This is a genomic window from Sphingomonas sp. IBVSS2, from assembly GCF_002127225.1.
Lineage (GTDB): Bacteria > Pseudomonadota > Alphaproteobacteria > Sphingomonadales > Sphingomonadaceae > Sphingomonas.
The window spans coordinates 17,963-34,487 of record NZ_NFUR01000006.1 but is presented as its reverse complement, the minus strand read 5'-3'; the positions used below and the strand labels follow the sequence as shown (position 1 = coordinate 34,487).

General features: G+C 69.1%; 14 protein-coding genes. 2 read left to right on the top strand and 12 right to left on the bottom strand.

Annotated elements, in window-relative coordinates:
- Positions 1 to 66 precede the first annotated feature (66 nt).
- Complete coding sequence (locus tag CAP40_RS17510) at positions 67 to 1,002, bottom strand: hypothetical protein (protein WP_086130848.1); 936 nt, start codon at positions 1,000 to 1,002, stop codon at positions 67 to 69.
- A 114-nt stretch (positions 1,003 to 1,116) separates the two neighbouring features.
- Positions 1,117 to 2,574: a UxaA family hydrolase gene (locus CAP40_RS17505; RefSeq protein WP_086130847.1), complete on the bottom strand. Its 1,458-nt coding sequence runs from the start codon at positions 2,572 to 2,574 to the stop codon at positions 1,117 to 1,119.
- A 99-nt stretch (positions 2,575 to 2,673) separates the two neighbouring features.
- Between CAP40_RS17505 and CAP40_RS17500 the strand changes: the two genes are divergently transcribed.
- The gene (locus CAP40_RS17500) at positions 2,674 to 3,093 is read left to right on the top strand and encodes a VOC family protein (protein WP_086130982.1); all 420 of its coding nucleotides are present in this window, start codon (positions 2,674 to 2,676) and stop codon (positions 3,091 to 3,093) included.
- On the opposite strand, the gene CAP40_RS17495 is transcribed toward CAP40_RS17500, so the two are convergent.
- Genes CAP40_RS17495 through CAP40_RS17470 form a run of 6 tightly spaced genes read right to left on the bottom strand, consistent with a single transcriptional unit; the run spans position 3,090 to position 8,977 of the window.
- The gene (locus CAP40_RS17495; RefSeq protein WP_086130846.1) at positions 3,090 to 3,974 is read right to left on the bottom strand and encodes an RDD family protein; all 885 of its coding nucleotides are present in this window, start codon (positions 3,972 to 3,974) and stop codon (positions 3,090 to 3,092) included. The two genes, CAP40_RS17500 and CAP40_RS17495, sit on opposite strands and share 4 nt — an antisense overlap.
- Positions 3,967 to 4,986: a stage II sporulation protein M gene (locus CAP40_RS17490; protein WP_086130845.1), complete on the bottom strand. Its 1,020-nt coding sequence runs from the start codon at positions 4,984 to 4,986 to the stop codon at positions 3,967 to 3,969. Before CAP40_RS17490 ends, CAP40_RS17495 begins: the two co-directional genes overlap by 8 nt.
- Positions 4,983 to 6,275, bottom strand: coding sequence for a DUF58 domain-containing protein (locus CAP40_RS17485; RefSeq protein WP_086130844.1), 1,293 nt, complete (start codon positions 6,273 to 6,275; stop codon positions 4,983 to 4,985). The genes CAP40_RS17490 and CAP40_RS17485 overlap by 4 nt, the downstream gene beginning before the upstream one ends.
- Positions 6,272 to 7,228: a MoxR family ATPase gene (locus tag CAP40_RS17480; protein WP_086130843.1), complete on the bottom strand. Its 957-nt coding sequence runs from the start codon at positions 7,226 to 7,228 to the stop codon at positions 6,272 to 6,274. The genes CAP40_RS17485 and CAP40_RS17480 overlap by 4 nt, the downstream gene beginning before the upstream one ends.
- A complete protein-coding gene (locus CAP40_RS17475; RefSeq protein WP_256924325.1) occupies positions 7,218 to 8,369 on the bottom strand; it encodes a hypothetical protein in 1,152 nt (383 codons plus the stop codon). The genes CAP40_RS17480 and CAP40_RS17475 overlap by 11 nt, the downstream gene beginning before the upstream one ends.
- Complete coding sequence (locus CAP40_RS17470; RefSeq protein ID WP_086130842.1) at positions 8,360 to 8,977, bottom strand: hypothetical protein; 618 nt, start codon at positions 8,975 to 8,977, stop codon at positions 8,360 to 8,362. The genes CAP40_RS17475 and CAP40_RS17470 overlap by 10 nt, the downstream gene beginning before the upstream one ends.
- Before the next feature lie 131 nt (positions 8,978 to 9,108).
- Between CAP40_RS17470 and CAP40_RS17465 the strand changes: the two genes are divergently transcribed.
- Positions 9,109 to 9,891, top strand: a complete 783-nt coding sequence (locus CAP40_RS17465) for a hypothetical protein (RefSeq protein WP_086130841.1) — start codon at positions 9,109 to 9,111, stop codon at positions 9,889 to 9,891.
- A gap of 52 nt (positions 9,892 to 9,943) precedes the next feature.
- On the opposite strand, the gene CAP40_RS17460 is transcribed toward CAP40_RS17465, so the two are convergent.
- Genes CAP40_RS17460 through CAP40_RS17445 form a run of 4 tightly spaced genes read right to left on the bottom strand, consistent with a single transcriptional unit; the run spans position 9,944 to position 16,522 of the window.
- Complete coding sequence (locus CAP40_RS17460) at positions 9,944 to 11,290, bottom strand: HAMP domain-containing sensor histidine kinase (RefSeq protein WP_086130840.1); 1,347 nt, start codon at positions 11,288 to 11,290, stop codon at positions 9,944 to 9,946.
- The gene (locus CAP40_RS17455) at positions 11,287 to 11,967 is read right to left on the bottom strand and encodes a response regulator transcription factor (protein ID WP_086130839.1); all 681 of its coding nucleotides are present in this window, start codon (positions 11,965 to 11,967) and stop codon (positions 11,287 to 11,289) included. The genes CAP40_RS17460 and CAP40_RS17455 overlap by 4 nt, the downstream gene beginning before the upstream one ends.
- 14 nt (positions 11,968 to 11,981) lie before the next feature.
- The gene (locus CAP40_RS17450) at positions 11,982 to 13,409 is read right to left on the bottom strand and encodes an efflux transporter outer membrane subunit (protein WP_086130838.1); all 1,428 of its coding nucleotides are present in this window, start codon (positions 13,407 to 13,409) and stop codon (positions 11,982 to 11,984) included.
- On the bottom strand, positions 13,406 to 16,522 hold the full coding sequence (locus tag CAP40_RS17445; RefSeq protein WP_086130837.1) for an efflux RND transporter permease subunit: 3,117 nt from the start codon (positions 16,520 to 16,522) through the stop codon (positions 13,406 to 13,408). The genes CAP40_RS17450 and CAP40_RS17445 overlap by 4 nt, the downstream gene beginning before the upstream one ends.
- Positions 16,523 to 16,525 lie beyond the last annotated feature (3 nt).

The window sequence follows — 16,525 nt, the reverse complement described above, 5'->3', positions numbered from 1 at the left end:
AACGCTTCAATGCCCGGTGCCTCCGGTTTATCGCAGTGCAGCAATGTTCCGTCGCCGTCGAAACGATCAATGATGGGCCGGCGCGGGCGTGCTCGCCGTCTTGCAACTGCAGGCGCAGGCACAGGGCACCGGGGCGCAACGGCAGGGCCGGGGCGTCGCGCAGCCGCAGGTCTGCGCCACGGGCCTGGTCTCTTCCTTCTTCTTCGGCTTTTCGGGCGGATCCGGCAGGGCGGGCAGCGGCAACAGGTCGCGGGCATTGGCGCCGGCATAGACGCCGTGCTGGCGCGCGCCGCAGGCGGGGCAGCCAGGATCATGTTCGTCATGATCGTGATCGCCCCCGCCGAACCGGAAGCCGCCCGGTTCCTTCTTCAGTATCTTCTTCGCCGCCTCGCACACCGCGATCGCATGATTGCCGAGCGTCGACACGGTCTGGCCCATCGCCACCTGCTCGGTGGCATAGAAATGGACGAGCATCGCGTCGCGATGCGCGTCCACCGGCTCCTTCACCGCCGGATAGCTCAGCATCTGCTGCATGTCCGCCAGCTGCGATTCCATTGCGCAGATCTGGCCGCCCCAATTGTTGAAGGCAGCGAACAGCTCATAGTCCGGCCAGGTCGCCGGCGCGTGCGGGCGCATCTGTTCGACGAAGTTGACCGGCCCGGCGATGTCCTCGCGCAGCAGGCGGAGGAGCACCCGCAGCGTCACCAGGTCGCGCTGCGGCTGGCGCAGGCGCTGGGCGAATATGTCGGTAACCGTGGCCGTGTGCTTCCACACCTGCTTGCAGAGCATGCGGGTGAATTCCTCGTCGCGCTTCCTCGGCTTTGCGAGCAGCGCGGCCTTGAGCGAGGTGAGCACGCCGATGACGACCAGCAGCGCGATCAGCACGCCGCCCACCAGGATCCAGGCGGGCCAGTAGATCGCTTCCGCGCTGATCGGCCGGGCGGCTGCGGCATGCGCCGCGCCCGCTGCCAGATTGCCGATCGAAGCCAGAATGATCGCCACGCTATTCCCCCTGAGTCGCGCGCGATATGGTTAACAGAAACCGGCGGGCAGCACAGTCATGACTCGACCGTTTCGAAACGGAGATGTTTCAATCCCTGGGAAAATCCCTGCCCGTCAGAGCGTGACGCCGCGCTTCCAGATCGCGATCTCGCGTTCGCCATTGCGCTCGGCGGCGGTTTCCCCGCCCGATGCGATCGCGGCGATCGCCTCTAGCAGCGCGCCGGCGGCCGCATCCATGCCCAGTTCGAGCACCTGGCCGGCGTCGAAATCGATCCAGCCGGGCTTGCGCGCGGCGAGGTCGCTGTTCGAGGCGATCTTGATCGTCGGCACCGGGAAGCCGAGCGGCGTGCCGCGCCCGGTGGTAAACAGGATCGCCGTCGCGCCCGCCGCCGCGAGCGCGGTGGAGGATACGGCGTCGTTGCCGGGCGCTTCGAGCAGCGTGAGGCCGTGGTGCCGCACGCGCCCGCCATAGGGGATCACATCGGTGACGATCGCATGCCCGGCCTTCTGCACCGCTCCGAGCGACTTCTCCTCGAGCGTGGTGATGCCGCCGGCGATGTTGCCGGGAGAAGGGTTCTCCGAGACCGGCTCGCCATGCCGGGTGAAATAGGCCTTGAAGTCGTTGACCAGGGCCACGATCGCTTCGAACACCGCCTCGTCGCGGGCGCGCGCCATCAGCAGCTGCTCGGCTCCGAATATCTCGGGGATCTCGGTGAGGATCGCGGTGCCGCCCGCCCCGGTGACCGCGTCGGCCATGCGCCCGACCAGCGGATTGGCGGTGAGCCCCGAAAAGCCGTCCGAACCGCCGCACTTCACGCCGAGCACCAGCTCGGAGAGCGGGGCAGGGGTCCGCTCGGCGGCCGCGGCGGCGACGAGCTCGGCGACCAGCGCCACGCCTTCCTCGACTTCGTCATCCGCCATCTGCGCGCCCAGGGTGCGCAGATTGGGGTGGTCGATCCCCTCCAGCATGCCCTTGATCTGGTTGTTCTCGCAGCCGAGCCCGACGATCAGCACGCCGCCCGCATTGGGATGGCTGGCCAGGGCGGCGAGGATCGCGCGCGTGCCTTGCAGGTCGTCGCCCAGCTGCGAGCAGCCGAACGGATGGGGAAAGGCGTGGATGCCGTCGATCTTGCCCGCATGCAGCGCCGCGGCGCGTTCGGCGATCTTCTGTGCGGTACGCGCGACGCAGCCGACGGTGGGGATCACCCAGATCTCGTTGCGGGTGCCCACCCGGCCGCTGGCGCGGCGATAGCCGAGGAATGCCGGCCCCTCGGCCCGGGCTTGGTCCTGTGCGGCCGGCGCAAAGGCATAATCGCCGCTGCCGCCCAGCGCAGTGGCGACATTATGGGTGTGGACATGTTCGCCCGGCGCGATCGCGCGGGTGGCCAGGCCGATGGGAAAGCCGAATTTGAGCACCGGCTCGCCCGCTGCGATCGGCTTCACGGCGACCTTGTGCCCCTTCGCCACCGGCCCGGCGAGCGTGACGCCCAGCGCTTCCTCGCCGGCGGCCATGTCGCGCAGTGCCGTGGCAGTGCTGTCCTCGGGGGCGATGCGGAACAAGGCTGGGGTCATATGCCTGATATAGAGCCGTGGCCGGGCCATGGAAACCGGTTTCCGTCCCCCGCGCCGCCGGTCTTCCGCAAGTGCGCGGGCTTTCCTATGCTCGCGCGGATGACCGTGCCGCTCTTCCATCTCGCCATTCCCGTCGACGATATCGAGGCGGCGCGCGCCTTTTATGGCGGCACGCTCGGCTGCCCGCAGGGGCGCGAGGATCCAGGCCACTGGATCGATTTCGATTTCCGCGGCCACCAGCTGGTCGTCCACAAGGCGGAGGGAGCGGGCGTGAAGACGCGGAGCGCCGTGGACGGCGACGCGGTGCCCGTGCCGCATTTCGGGCTGGTGCTCGACTGGGAGGAATGGGAGGCGCTCGCCGGGCGGTTGCGCGCCGCGGGCACCGAGTTCGCGATCGCGCCGCACGTCCGCTTCCCGGGGAAGCCTGGCGAGCAGGCGACGATGTTCTTCTTCGATCCCGCCGGCAACGCGCTGGAATTCAAGGCATTCCGCGACATCGGCCGGCTATTCGCCCCCTAGCGCTGATATTTGTCCTTCTTGCGCTTGCCGAACAGCATGTTGCGTTCCAGTCGCTGGCATAGCGCGGTGTAATAGGCTTCGAGGAACCCATGCTCGTCGCCCTCGACGCCGGCCATGCCGAGCCGCTCGCGGATGGTCCGCGCGACGACGAGCATGGAATATTCGTCGTTCCGCCGCAGCACTTCCTCCAGCTTCTGCAGCTCGAACTCGCCATAGACGTTCAATTGCGCGTCGGTGAAGGTGTAGCGGGCCTGTTCGGGCTCGGCGCGCGACGCGACGCTGTGGTTCAGGCTCCGGCGCGGCAATCGCACCACCCAGGTGCCGGCGATCAGGTCGCCCACGCGCAGCCGGTCGCGGTTGAAGAAGGGAAAGAGCAGGAAGATGCCGGTCCAGAGCAGCCCGAACAGGCCGGTGGCGAACGTCGCCATCCCGGCGGAGCTCTGATAGGCCAGGAAGGACAGGGGCAGGAACAGCTCCAGCTCGCGCATGGCGTTGCGCGCCACCACCTGGTGCCCGCGCAGCCGCGATCCGTCGCGCGCCACCACGCGCAGCCGCATCAGCCGCTTGCCCGGAGTCGCCGCCCGCAGGCCCAGCTCGAAGATCGCGAAATATCCGTTGCGCAGCGCGAAGAAGCCCAGCAGCCAGATCATCAGCAGGATCTGCGCCAGCGCCTTTCCGGTGCCCGCCAGCACCAGCAGCAGGACGATGGTGAGCACCACCAGCGTGAGGACGATCACCGCCAGGTCGAGCATGAAGGCGCCCGCTCGCTCGCCGATGGTGGCGATGTCGAGCTTCAGGTCCACCCCTTCGGGCGTGACGAAGGTGCGGCGGTCGGTGCCGCGCTCGCGGCCCGAGCCTTGCGTCGCGCGTGCCTCAGCCATCCAAGTCTCCGCCGCGCACCGGCATCACGTAGAAATAGAGCAGCCAGCCGAGCAGCGCGGCCCCGCCGATCGCCACGCGGAACAGGTCCGAAGTGATCGTTTGCCGCCCCACGCCCTCGAGCAGCCCGGCCACGGCGAGCATCAGCACCACGCCGATCATGGCGAAGGCGGCGGTGCGCCCGGCTCTGGCGGTGGCGGCGGTGCGCGAGAGCGTGCCGGGAAAGGCCAGCGCCATGCCCACGCGCAGCCCGGCCGCGCCGGCAATGGCGATGGCGAACAATTCGGTGGTGCCGTGGATCGTCAGCCATGCGGCCAGCGGCAGGCCGAGCCCCTTGGAGACGAACACCGCGAGGAAGGCGCCGATGATGCAGCCATTGTAGACCAGCAGCAGCAATGTCGGCACGCCGAACGCGAAGCCCAGCGCGAAGCACATCAGCGCGATCTGGGCATTGTGGGTGAACAGATAGGTGGCGAAGGCGCCGAGCATGTTGCTGCCGTCGCCGCCGCCGTCATAGAGGCCCTGGCGCAGTTCCGCCGCGCTCGATTGCGGCCCGCGTCCGCCGGCCAGTCCTTCGGGCACGATCGAATGATACCAGCTCGGATCGCTGGCGACGAGGCAATAGGCGGCGATGCCGCCGAGCAGCATCATCAGCACCGCGATCACCGTCTCGCGCGCCAGGCTGCGCAGCGCCAGCGGCCAGCTCGTCCCGAAGAATGCCGCGATGCGCCGGCGAAGGGGAGGCTGGACGCCGTAGAGCACGAAATAGGACCGCGCGCACAGCGCCTCGAGATAGGCGACCAGATCGGCGTCGAGCGAGGTCTCGCGCGCCACCGAGAGCGAGGAGAGCGCGGCGCGATAGAGCACCGGCAGCTCGAACAGATCCTCGTCCGAAAGCGATCCGGCACGGCCGCGCTCGATCTGGAGGATGCGCTGCTCCAGTTCCAGCCAGTCCAGCGTGCGGGCCTCGCGGAAACGGGCGCTGGCGAACTGGGACGATGCGCCGCCGCTCACAGCAGGTTCCTCCGCTTGAAATCGAAATATTGGCGGACGAGTGCCGGCCCCACCTGATCGTGCCGCGCTTCCAGCACGTGGATGCCGGCATGGCGGAGCCGCGCCTGGACGATCCGGCGCTCGCGCAGCATCGACGCGGCGATCACCGCGCGCGAGACGTCGTCGATCGCCATCGGTTCGGCCGCCGCCAGCGCCTCCAGTTCCGCATCGGCCAGGATCACGAACAGCACCAGGTGCCCGCGCAACAGGTTCACGGCGGCGTGCAGCATCAGCTCGGCGCCGGTGGGATCGGTGAACTCGGTGAAGATCACCACCAGCGAGCGCCGGGTGAGGTCGCCCGCCAGCGTGGCGAGCCCGAGCGTATAGTTGGTCTCGGCCGTGCTGTAGTCGAGCTGTCCGGCGAGCCGCTGCATCAGCGGAAAGGCGCGGGTGCCCGATACCGCACCCGAGGCGACCCGGGGCTGCGAATCGAAGCCGAACAGCGCCACCCGGTCCCCGAGCTTCAAGGCGGCATAGGCGCCGAGCAGCGCCGCGGTGATCGCCCGGTCGACGCGCGGCAGGCCGTCGACCGGCTCGCACATCACCCGGCCGGTATCGATCGCGAAGACGATCTGGTTGTTGCGCTCGATCCGGTTCTCGCGAGCGAGCAGCTGAAGGTGGCGGGCGCTGTGGTTCCAGTCGATCGTGCGGCGCTCCATGCCCGATCGCCATTCGGTGAGTGCTTCGAACTCGCTGCCTTCGCCGCGATCGACACGCGCCATCTCGCCCATCTGCGCGTCGCGCAGCAGCAGATGGGCCGAGTTGCGCACGGGGCGGATGTCCGGCGTGATCACCACCAGCCGGTCGAGCTTCTCCACGCGCTGGCGCCACGACAGCCCGAACGGACCGGTCCAGCGGCTCCACAGCGCTTCCACCTTGTCGGTGCCGCGCCGTACGGGGAGGAAGGCGATCGCGGCATGGTTCTCGCCGCGCGCCAGCCGGATGCGCCCCTCGGCGCGCGGCGCCAGCCTGGGCCCCGTCGCCACCGCCAGCTCCAGCCCGTCGATCGGCCGGCCGGCCACCATGATCTCGACGATCAGCGGCGCGCCGATCTCGATCGTGCCCGGGCACGATGCCTTCAGCACCGGCGCGCGCGGCGCCAGCAGCGCGTCGATCGCGGCGAAGGCGAGCATCATCGGCACCCATATCAGCCCGGCGAACCAGAGCTGCGGCGCGAATATGCCGACGAGCAGCGCCAGCGGCGCGCCCGCCGCCGTCAGCAGCACGCAGCGGATGCTGGGTCGGATCAACGCGGCGCCTCGACCTGCTCGATCAGGCTCGCGATCACTGCATCGGCGGTGCGGCCGTCGATCTCGGCGGCGGGGGAGAGGATCACGCGGTGGCGCAGCGCCGCGGGGGCGAGCTTCTTCACATCGTCGGGCAGCACGAAGTCGCGCCCGTCGAGCGCGGCATGCGCGCGCGCCGCGGCGGCGAGCGTGGCGCCCGCGCGCGGGCTCGCGCCGATCTGCAGGTCGCCGGTGGCGCGAGTCGCGCGGACGAGGCGGACGACATAGTCCACCACCTCGTCGGCCAGCCGGTTCGCCGCCACCGCATCGGCCGCGGCGCTGATCGTCGCATGGTCGGCGACCTGGGCGACACCCCATTGTTCCGGCCGGGGCATGCCGAAGCGGCTGCCCTGCTTGGCGACGATCTCGCGTTCCTGCTCGAGGCTGGGATAGCCGACCTCGAACTTGAACAGGAAGCGGTCGAGCTGCGCTTCGGGCAGCGGATAGACGCCCTGGCTCTCGATCGGATTCTGCGTCGCCACCACCATGAACCGCTCGGAGAGCTTGTGGTCGATCCCGTCGATGGTGACGGTGCGCTCCTGCATCGCTTCCAGCAGCGCCGCCTGGGTCTTGGGCGGCGTGCGGTTGATCTCGTCGGCGAGCAGCAGCTCGGTGAAGATCGGGCCGTGCGTCAGGGTGAACTGGCTCGTCTGGAAGTTGAACAGGTTGGAGCCCAATATGTCGCCCGGCAGCAGGTCGGGCGTGAACTGGATGCGGCCATAGTCGAGCCCCGCCGCGCGCGCGAAGCATTGGGCAAGGAAGGTCTTCGCCGTTCCCGGCGGCCCCTCGAGCAGGATATGTCCCGACGCGAACAGCGCGACGAGCATCAGCTCCACTGCCTCGTCCAGCCCCACCACGGCCTTGCCCACTTCGGCGCGGATCGCATCGCCCAGCGCCTTCACTTCCTCAATGTTCACGCGTGACGGTCCTTTTCCATTGATAGAGGGCGCGGGCGGCAACGAGCAGCGCCCGCGTGTCCTGGGCATGGCCCGCGCGGGAGGCGAGGGCAGTGAAGGGCTCGCCCTGTTCGTCGAGCCGGTCGAGATACTTGTCGAGCGCATCGGGCGGCAGGTTGGCGGGGGCGGCGGTGGCGCTGGCCGCCGCATCGCGGATCAGCGCGGCATAGCGGTCGCCGGTGCGGTGCCGCCGCCCGGCAAGCCGCAGCAGCGCCGCGCCATTCTCCGCGATCGCCCGCTTGCCGAAGGCGACGCCGCGCGCCTCGGGCTGGGCGGGGCCGAAGCGCAGCATCGCGTGCCAGCCGGCGAGCAACGCCGCGATCAGCAGGCACAGAGTGAGCGGCAGGAAGGGCGGCTCGAACGCGAGCTTGAGCAGGTTGGGGTTGCTCCCGAAGCCGTGGAGGGTGAGATCGAAGGCGATGCCGCGATCGCCATCGTCGAACCAGTCGAGCAGCTGCATCGCCCGCTCGGCGCCCGCCAGCGTCTTGAGGCCCTGATTGTCGAGCAGGTCGGGATCGGCGACGATCAGCGTCGGCTGGTTCTTCAGCGTGGCGACCAGGGCGCCGCCATGCCCGTCGCCGATCACCGGCTCGAGCGCTTCGCCCGAGATGGTCCTGAGGCCCTCTGCATTCTCCTGCACCTGGGCCTGGGTGACCTGGGCGATCTGCCGCGAGGCCTCGCGAGGCGGGAGGCTGCCGAACGACCGCACCCAGGCCGGCTTGTCGGGCCGGGGCATGGTCAGCCATTTGGGCAAGACCAGGATCGTCGGCTGCGAAGCGCGGCGATCGATGATCCGCTTCACCGTGTCGGGACTGGTCGTCGGCTCCAGCGTCACCACCAATATGTCGCTGGTGTCGAGCTCGCCGTCGCGGCGGACCATCTTCACCGTGCCATGGACGCGCCGCACCAGGTCCGCCGCGCCGGCAAAGCCCACCGCCGAAGTGGCGAGCGCATGGTTGCCCGGGCGCTGCGCGGGTTGCAGGTCGTCGGCATAGGCGGTGAGCAGCAGGAAGGCGACGAAGCCGACCACGCCGAGCAGCACGAGCACCAGGACGGTGCGCAGCGTGAAGGGCGTGGCGGTGCCTTCGCCGCTCATCGCCATGCCCCCGGCAGCGCGAAATCGCCATAGGCGGCGCGCGCTTCCTCCCAGTCCGTCCGGGCCAGGCTGTGGCCGCCGAACAGGCTGCGCTCCACCGGCGTGGCCATCGCGGCGAAGGCGCGGCGGACGATGCCGGGCATCCATTCGGATCCCGCGATCTCGCGGCTGGTGAGGGCGGGGCGGAGCAGGCGCGGGCGATGGCGCTGAATGTCCTCCAGGCTGCGCTGGAGCAGCAGGTGCACGGCTTCCTCGTAACGCCCCTGGGCCGCCAGCGCCTCGGCATCGGCGAGCAGCGCGCGCGCGGCCTTCTCGCTCGGGCGCCAGGCCGCGACATCCTGTGTCGCCGTGGCCTCGGCATCGCCCGAGGGCCGGGCGCGGATCAGCGAACTGACGACGAGATAGAGAATGATCGCCGCGCCGATCACCACACAGGCCAGGAGGATCCAGCCCATATAGGGCGCAACCCCGTCGAGCTGCCTTGCCAGCCAGCGCATCCAGGGCGGAATCTCGGGCGGCTTGGCCGTGCTCATCTCGAACTGGATGTCGGAGCGTGCGCGCAAGGCCTCGTGCGCCCTGGCGACGGACTGTGCAGTCGATCCCTGTACGGTCACGTCGAATCCCCCACGCGCCCCTTGCTACCGGAACAGCTCGCCGCGGGAAACCCGGCAAGACTGGACTTTGCACCCGTTTTTGTTCAGTTTTTCTTCAGCGTCGATTGCACTTCGATGAAAGAGGGGAAATCATGGCTGAAGCGGATCTTGGTGGAGCGCGCTACGAAATCGGCGCGGTCATTTCGCGCGCGTTCGAAACGATCGGGTCGAATTTCCTGCTATTCTGCGGACTTGCGCTGGTGCTGGCAGGCACGCCGCAATTCGTGCTGGGATATTGGCAGGCGAGCAATTTCAACCTGCACGCTGGTGCGGCGGACGCCGCGATCTTCGCCAGCGGCGCCTATTGGGGCATGGCGAGCCTCACCTGGCTGGTCTCGATCGTCACCGGGGCGATCCTCCAGGCCGCGCTCACCCGCGCAACGGTGATGCACCTCTCGGGCGAGACGCCGCAGTTCGGTGCGCTTCTCGCAGTGGGGATCAGCATGATCCTGCCGATGATCGCGATCGGCCTGCTCGCAGGCATCGGCGTCGGCATCGGCATGCTGCTGCTGATCGTGCCGGGCGTCATCCTCTGGCTGGTCTGGGCGGTGGTCACGCCGGCCTATGTCCAGGAGAAGGTGGGAATCTTCGAGGCCTTCAGCCGCAGCGCCGCGCTGACCAGCGGTGCGCGCTGGCGCATCTTCCTGACGATGCTGATCGTCCTCGTCCTGCTCTGGGTGCTCAGCATCCCGGTGAGCTTCCTCACCGCGGCGATGATCGCGACCGGCAATGCCTTCCTGACCGCGTTCGTCGGCGCCGCCGTGGGGGCGATCGGCAGCATGGTCATGGTGGCGGTGCAGGCAAGCATCTATGTCGAGTTGCGCCAGCTCAAGGACGGCATCGCGCCTTCCGATCTCGAGGCGATCTTCGCCTGAGGCAAGGTGCGGCGGCCCCGCCAAGGGGCCGCCGCTTCTCCCGATCGGGCCGTCAGCCGCCGAAGCGGAGGACAATCCGCAGGCCGGGGGCCGCGTCGGACAACTCCATCGTCGCGAAATGCGCGCGGGCAATGGCCGTCGCCAGGCTGAGTCCCAGGCCGTGCCCGGGTGTCGACCGGCTGCGCTCCAGCCGGACGAAGCGCTGGAGGACGCGCGTGCGCTCCGCAGGCGGGATGCCTGGTCCCGTGTCGGCAACGACCAGGCGTACGGCATCTGCCTGCCGCTGCACGCGGATCGCGATCCGCGTTCCGGAAGGCGTATGCCGCAGCGCGTTCTCGACCAGGTTCGCGCACATCTGCGCGAGCAGGTGCCGGTCGCCCGCGATCATCGCCTCCGCATCGGCATCGAGAGCGATTTCGTGGCCGGTCGCCTCCGCGCTCGCGCGAAAGGCGTCCGCGACGCGCTCCGCCACTTCCGACAGGTCGACCGGCCTGAACGATTCGCGGACCCGATAGGTCTCCACTTCCGAAATCCGCAGCATCGCCGTGAAGATGTCCAATATCTCCTCGCTCGAATCCGCGGCGCGGCGGATGGCTTCGCGATAGCCATCGGCATCGAGATCGGTCTCGAGCGCCGTTTCCAGTATCTGTTTCTGGCGCGCCAGCGGCGTCCGCAGGTCATGCGCGATGTCGGTGGTGACCTGCTGCAGATTGTCGAGCAGCGATCCGATGCGATCCAGCATGCGGTTGAGCGTTTCGGCCAGCCTGTCGAACTCGTTCGGCACGTCGTCGCGGTCGACGCGGCGGCTCAGATCGCCGTCGATGATCGCTTCCGCCGTCGCGTGGATGCGCCCCAGGCGTTGCCGGACCACGAAGCCGAGCCCCCAGGCGCAGATCATGCCGAACAGCAGCATCGCGCCGAATGCCGCGGAGAAGATCATGAGGATGGAGCGGTCGATCTCGTCGATCGGCGTGCGATCCGCCGCCACCACCAGCACATGTCCGCCCTGCAGCGGCGTCGCCAGGGCCTGGGCCACGTTCGCGCCCTCGCGGGCATCATGGAACGGCAGCAGTTCGTGCCAGCCCGGGCGCGGCAGGGCAGCGTCGAACTTGCCCGCCACCTTGGTGCCGGAACCGGCGAAGAGCATATAGCCCAGCCCGTTGGTGTTGTGGCCGTCCTCGCGCCGCGCGATGGCTATGGCGAGCGCGGCGATCCCGTCCTGTTCGGCGACCGTCTTCAGGCTGCTGGTCTCGGCGGCGATGCGATGGTCGAGCTGCTGTTCCAGCGCCTCGTGCGACACGAAATAGACGATCCCGCCGAGCAGGATGGTGGCGATGGCGAGCGCGAGGCTGGCGAGCGCGGCGAGCCCGAAGGTGGAGCGGGGCAGATGCGGTTTCATTCGGTGCGGATCGTGTAGCCGGCGCCCCGCACGGTGAGGATCGCATCGCTATCGAAGCCGGCGTTGAGCTTCGCGCGCAACCGGCTGATATGCGTCTCGACGATGTTGGTGCGCGGATCGAAATCGAACTCCCAGACTCGCTCGAGCAGCATCGTCTTGGTCATCACCCGGTCCGAATTGCGCATCAGCTCCTCCAACATCAGCACTTCGCGCGGCTGGAGATCGATCGGGCTTCCGCCGCGCGTCACGCGCCGCCGCCGCAGGTCCAGCTCGATGTCGCGGACCCGCAGCACGGTTTCGGCCGGCATGGCGGAAGTCGCGGGGCGGCGGATCAGCACGTTGAGCCGGGCGCGCAGTTCGGAAAAGGCGAACGGCTTGACCAGATAGTCGTCGGCGCCGCTCTCCAGCCCTTCGACCCGGTCCGCGATCTTCGCCATCGCGGTGAGGAGCAGGACCGGCGTGGCGATCCCGCCGGCCCGGATCATCCGGAGAACCGCGAGTCCGTCGATCACCGGCAGCATCCGGTCGAGGACGATCGCGTCGAACTGCTGCTGCGTCGCGTGGAACAGCGCATCGGGGCCGTTCGCGGCGACGGTGACGTTCATGCCGGATTCCGTCAGCCCCTTGGCGAGATACTCGGCGGTTTCGCGGTCGTCTTCGGCGATCAGGATCTTCATGGCGACGTGCGTCTCTATCTGCTGCCGACGGGAAGCGCTTCCCCCGTAGTGGATGGCGTATCGGGCTGTGAAGCCCACCCTCCGCCGAGCGCCCGGAACAGTGCGACCTGGGTCAGGGCGATCCTGAGGTCGGACGCGATCAGCAGGGCCTCGGTGTCGTTGCGCGTGCGCTCGGCGTCGACGACCTGCAGATAGCTGTCGGCGCCCAGGCGGAAGCGCGCTCCGGCGCGCGTCACGACCTTGATGGCTTCCGCGAGTGCGCCGTGCAGATCGGCGTTGCGGCGCTGTTCCGCCTGATAGTCGGCAAGTGCGGTCTCGACTTCGCGCAGCGCGCGCAGCACCGCGACGTCCCAGCCGGCCAGGGCAGCTTCCTGCGCTCCCCTGGCCGCGGCGATCCTGGCGCGCGCGGCGCTCTGGTTGGGGAAGGCCCAGTTGATCAGCGGAGTGAGGAAGCCGGTGAAATCGCCGCCGAGCAGGCCGGCCGATCCGCCCAGCTGGAACCGCGGGTAGAGATCGGCGGTGGCGACGCCGATCCGCGCGGCGGCCGCCGCGAGCTTGCGTTCGGCCTCGCGAATGTCCGGCCGCCGGGCCAGCAGGGCGTTGCCATCGCCCACCGGCAGGGCCTGGCGCGCAGTCGGTGCAGCCGTGCAGGGCAGCGCCAGATGTGCCGCCTCCTTCGGCGGCAATCCCTCGAGCGTGGCGAGCTGGAACAGGGCGCGCGCGCGGTCCGCGTCGAATGCCGGCAATGCGGCGCGGGTGCGCTCGACCAGGGTCTTCGACTGGGCGAGTTCGAAGGGGGAGGCTTCGCCTGCGTCGAGCTGGCGGGCAATCAGGTCGTAACCCTTTTGTTGCGCCGCAAGCTGCGCCTCGGCGATCCGCTTCCCCGCAACGGCGCCGCATGCCGCCGCATAGGCGGAAGCGGTATCGGCAGCGACGGCGACGCGCACCGTGTCGCGCGCGGCTTCGCTGGCCTGAAGATCGGCCCGGGCGGCCTCGGCGGTCGCACGCAGCCGGCCGAACAGATCGACTTCATAGGCAATGGTCGCGGCGAGGTCGTAGCTCGATTTCGGCACGGCGCCGGTGCTCGGTTGCCGTTGCGCCGGGCTGGGGCCTGCGCCGCTTTCGAGCATGGTGTTCGGAAGCTGCGCCGCCCAGGCGCCGCGCACCGCGGCGCGGGCCGTTTCGAGATTGCCGAGTGCCACCCGGATATCGGCATTGGCGGCCAGCGCCCGCCCGACATGCGCATCGAGTGCCGGGTCGTCGAACAGCCGCCACCAGTCGTCGGGCACCGGGGCCGAGGCGATCCCCGCCTCCGAAGCGCCCAGGAATGCCCCCTGCGCGGGCGGCGGCGCGACGGGAGCGACGTGCCGGGGCCCCGCCGCGCAGCCCGTCGTCAGCGCGAGCGCGCCGGCCACCGCGACCTGCGGGAAACGGATATTCATGCCGGAACAACCTTTCCTTCGAGTGCCGCGCCGTGCTCGTCGCGGGGTTTGCGCCTTTCCCGGCCAAAGCGCCCGTACAGCGACGGCATCAGCAGCAGGTTGAGCGCCGTCGAGCTGACCAGGCCGCCCAGGATGACCAGCGCCATCGGATGCTCGATCTCGTGCCCAGGCGCGTCGCCGCGCACGACCAGCGGCAGCAGCGCCAGCGCCGCGCACGAGGCGGTCATCAGGATCGGCACCAGCCGCTCCTCCGCGCCGCGCAGCAGCAGTGCCGGCCCCCAGGGCTCGCCCTCCTCATATTCGAGGTGGCGATAATGGCTGATCAGCATGATGCCGTTGCGCGCCGAGATTCCGAGCACCGTGACGAAGCCGACCAGCGAACCGAGCGACAGGACGCCGCCCGACAGCAGCACCGCGACCACGCCGCCCACCAGGGCGAAGGGCAGGCTGATGCCCACCAGCGCGGTCACCCGGAACGAGCGGAACTCGAGCCAGACGAGCAGCAGGATGCCGAGCAGGCAGAGCGCGCCCAGGGTCGCGAGCTGCCGGCGCGATTTCTGCAGCGCTTCGAATTCACCGATCACTTCGGGATGATAGCCGGTGCCGAACGTGAAGCCGCTCACCTTGGCCTGCACCGCGCGGGCGACCGCGCCCAGGTCCGATCCCGACACGTTCATCGTCACGTCGATGCGGCGCGAGCCATTCTCGCGCTTGATCTCGTTCGCCGCGGGCATGACCATCACATCGGCAACTTGCGAGAGGCGGACGGCGGTGCCGCCGGGCAACTGGATCAGCGCATCGCGGATCGATCGCAGGTCCGCCCGAGCGGCGGGAACGCCCCATACCACCACGTCGGTCGAACGATTGCCTTCGTAGAGCTCGCCCGCCTTGCTCCCCTGGATCAGGGTCGCCGCGGTGCGGCGGACATCGCCGGTGGTCAGGCCATAAGCGGCCAGATCGGCGGGGCGCGGGCGCACCTGGATCTGCGGGATCGCGGCCTGCATCTCTACCTTGAGCTCGCTGGTGCCCGGAACGCCCTCCAGTTCCTTCTTGAGCCGATCGGCGGTCTGGCGGAGCGTCGCCATGTCGGGTCCGTAGACGCGCACGACGATACTGGCACCCGCGCCGCTCAGCACTTCCTTGATGCGTTCGCGCAAATAGGTGAGCACGTCGCGATAGAGGCCGGGATAGCCGTCGATGACTTGCTGGATCTTCCGGACCGAGCCGTCATAATCGGCCTTTTCGTCGAGGCTGATCCACAGCTCGGTGAAATTGGGGCCATAGACTTCGTCGCCGGCCTCGGCGCGGCCGATATGCGCGCCGAAATTGCGCACGCCGGGGATCGCGCGGAGTTCCTTCGAGGCGCGGATGGTGATCCGCTCCATCGCCTCCACCGAAGTGCCCGGCTTCTCGACGAAGTGCATCAGGAAGTCGGTTTCGCGGAAATTGGGGAGGAACTGGTCCTTGAAACCGGCATAGCCGATCCCCGCGAGCAACAGGCCGCCCGCGACGACGCCGATCGCCGTGCCCGGCCGGACGATGACGACGGGCAGGAAGCGGCGATAGGCGGCCTTCAGGCGGGCGACCAGGCGCGTTTCCCGGTGGACCTGCGTGCCGCCCGGCAGCAGCATCAGGCAAAGCGCCGGGGTGACGGTGAGCGCCACCAGCAGCGAGCAGCCGATCGCGAGGACATAGGCGGTGGCGAGCGGGCGGAAGAAGGTGCCGGACACGCCGTCGAGGAAGAAGATCGGCAGGAACACCAGCATGACGATCAGGCTGGCGAACACCACTGCGGTCCGCACCTCGAGCGAAGCGGAGAGCACCACCGCGAAGGGCGCGCGGGGCGATCCGGCCTCGCGATTGAGCCGCAGCCTTCGCCCGATATTCTCGACGTCGATGATCGCGTCGTCGACGATCTCGCCCAGCGCGATCACCAGGCCGGCGATCACCATGGTGTTGATGCTCATCCCCGATTTGGCGAGGACGAGCGCGGCGCCGAGCAGCGAGAGGGGAATCGCGGTCAGGCTGATGGCCGCCGAGCGCCAGTCGCGAGTGAACAGGATCAGCACCGCCGCGACGAGGATGCAGCCGATCCACAGCGCTTCGGTGAGGTTTCCGATCGAGCGTTCGATGAAGGTGGCCGGGCGGAAGATCGTCGAATCGATCTGGACGTCCCTGAGCCCGGGACGCAGTTCCTTCAGCGCCGCCTCGACGCCACGCGTCACCGCCAGCGTGTTGCCGCCCTGCTGCTTCTCGACGATCAGCAGGATGCCCGATCCATCGTTGATGATCGCGCCGCCGATGGGTGCGGCATGACCCTCGACCACGGTGGCGACATCGCGGAGGCGGACGGGGGCGGTGCCGGCAAGCCTGACCACCGTATTGCCCAGATCGTCGGCGCCGGCGATCGGCGAGAGATGGCGGACCGCGAGGCGCTGATTGGGCGTATCGACGAACCCGCCGCCCAGCGTCACCGCGGCGTCGCCCGCGGCCTTCTGCACCTCGGCCAGGGTCACGCCCATCTGCTGCAGCCGGCTCGGATCGACGAGCACCTGGAGCTGGCGATCGCGCTGGCCCCAGACTGCGACATTGGCGACGCCCGGAACGCCCATCAGCTTGGGCCGGATCGTCCAGCGCACCAGTTCGGAGAGCTGGATCTGGCTAAGCCGGGAGGATGTGATCCCGACCTTCATCGCGCGGCTGGTCGCCGAAAGCGGCGGCAGCATCGTCGGCGGCCGGACGTTCGCGGGAAGGCGCGGCGCGGCGATCGCGACGCGTTCCTGCACGAGCTGGCGCGCGCGGACGACGTCGGTGCCCTCCTGGAAGATCAGCTGCACCGAGGACAGGCCGAGCACCGATTTCGAGCGCAGCGTCCTGAGGCCCGGCGTGCCATTCACGGCGAATTCGAGCGGCGTGGTGACGAGCGCCTCGACCTCCTCGGTCGACAGGCCGGGGGCCTCGGTCTGCACCTCGACCATCGGCGGCGCGAATTCGGGGAACACGTCGAGCGGCACGTCCTGACTGGCGCGGACGCCGAAGAAGACCAGGACGAGCGCCAGCGCGATGACGAGTACGCGCTGCCTGAGCGCGGCGGCGATGAGCCAGTTCAGCACGGC

Excerpts from the sequence above, each read along its gene's own strand:
- CAP40_RS17450 (WP_086130838.1), bottom strand. The coding sequence starts at position 13,409 with ATGAATATCCGTTTCCCGCAGGTCGCGGTGGCCGGCGCGCTCGCGCTG.
- CAP40_RS17495 (WP_086130846.1), bottom strand. The coding sequence starts at position 3,974 with ATGGCTGAGGCACGCGCGACGCAAGGCTCGGGCCGCGAGCGCGGCACC.
- CAP40_RS17465 (WP_086130841.1), top strand. The coding sequence starts at position 9,109 with ATGGCTGAAGCGGATCTTGGTGGAGCGCGCTACGAAATCGGCGCGGTC.
- CAP40_RS17460 (WP_086130840.1), bottom strand. The coding sequence starts at position 11,290 with ATGAAACCGCATCTGCCCCGCTCCACCTTCGGGCTCGCCGCGCTCGCC.
- CAP40_RS17505 (WP_086130847.1), bottom strand. The coding sequence starts at position 2,574 with ATGACCCCAGCCTTGTTCCGCATCGCCCCCGAGGACAGCACTGCCACG.
- CAP40_RS17475 (WP_256924325.1), bottom strand. The coding sequence starts at position 8,369 with ATGGCGATGAGCGGCGAAGGCACCGCCACGCCCTTCACGCTGCGCACC.
- CAP40_RS17455 (WP_086130839.1), bottom strand. The coding sequence starts at position 11,967 with ATGAAGATCCTGATCGCCGAAGACGACCGCGAAACCGCCGAGTATCTC.
- CAP40_RS17500 (WP_086130982.1), top strand. The coding sequence starts at position 2,674 with ATGACCGTGCCGCTCTTCCATCTCGCCATTCCCGTCGACGATATCGAG.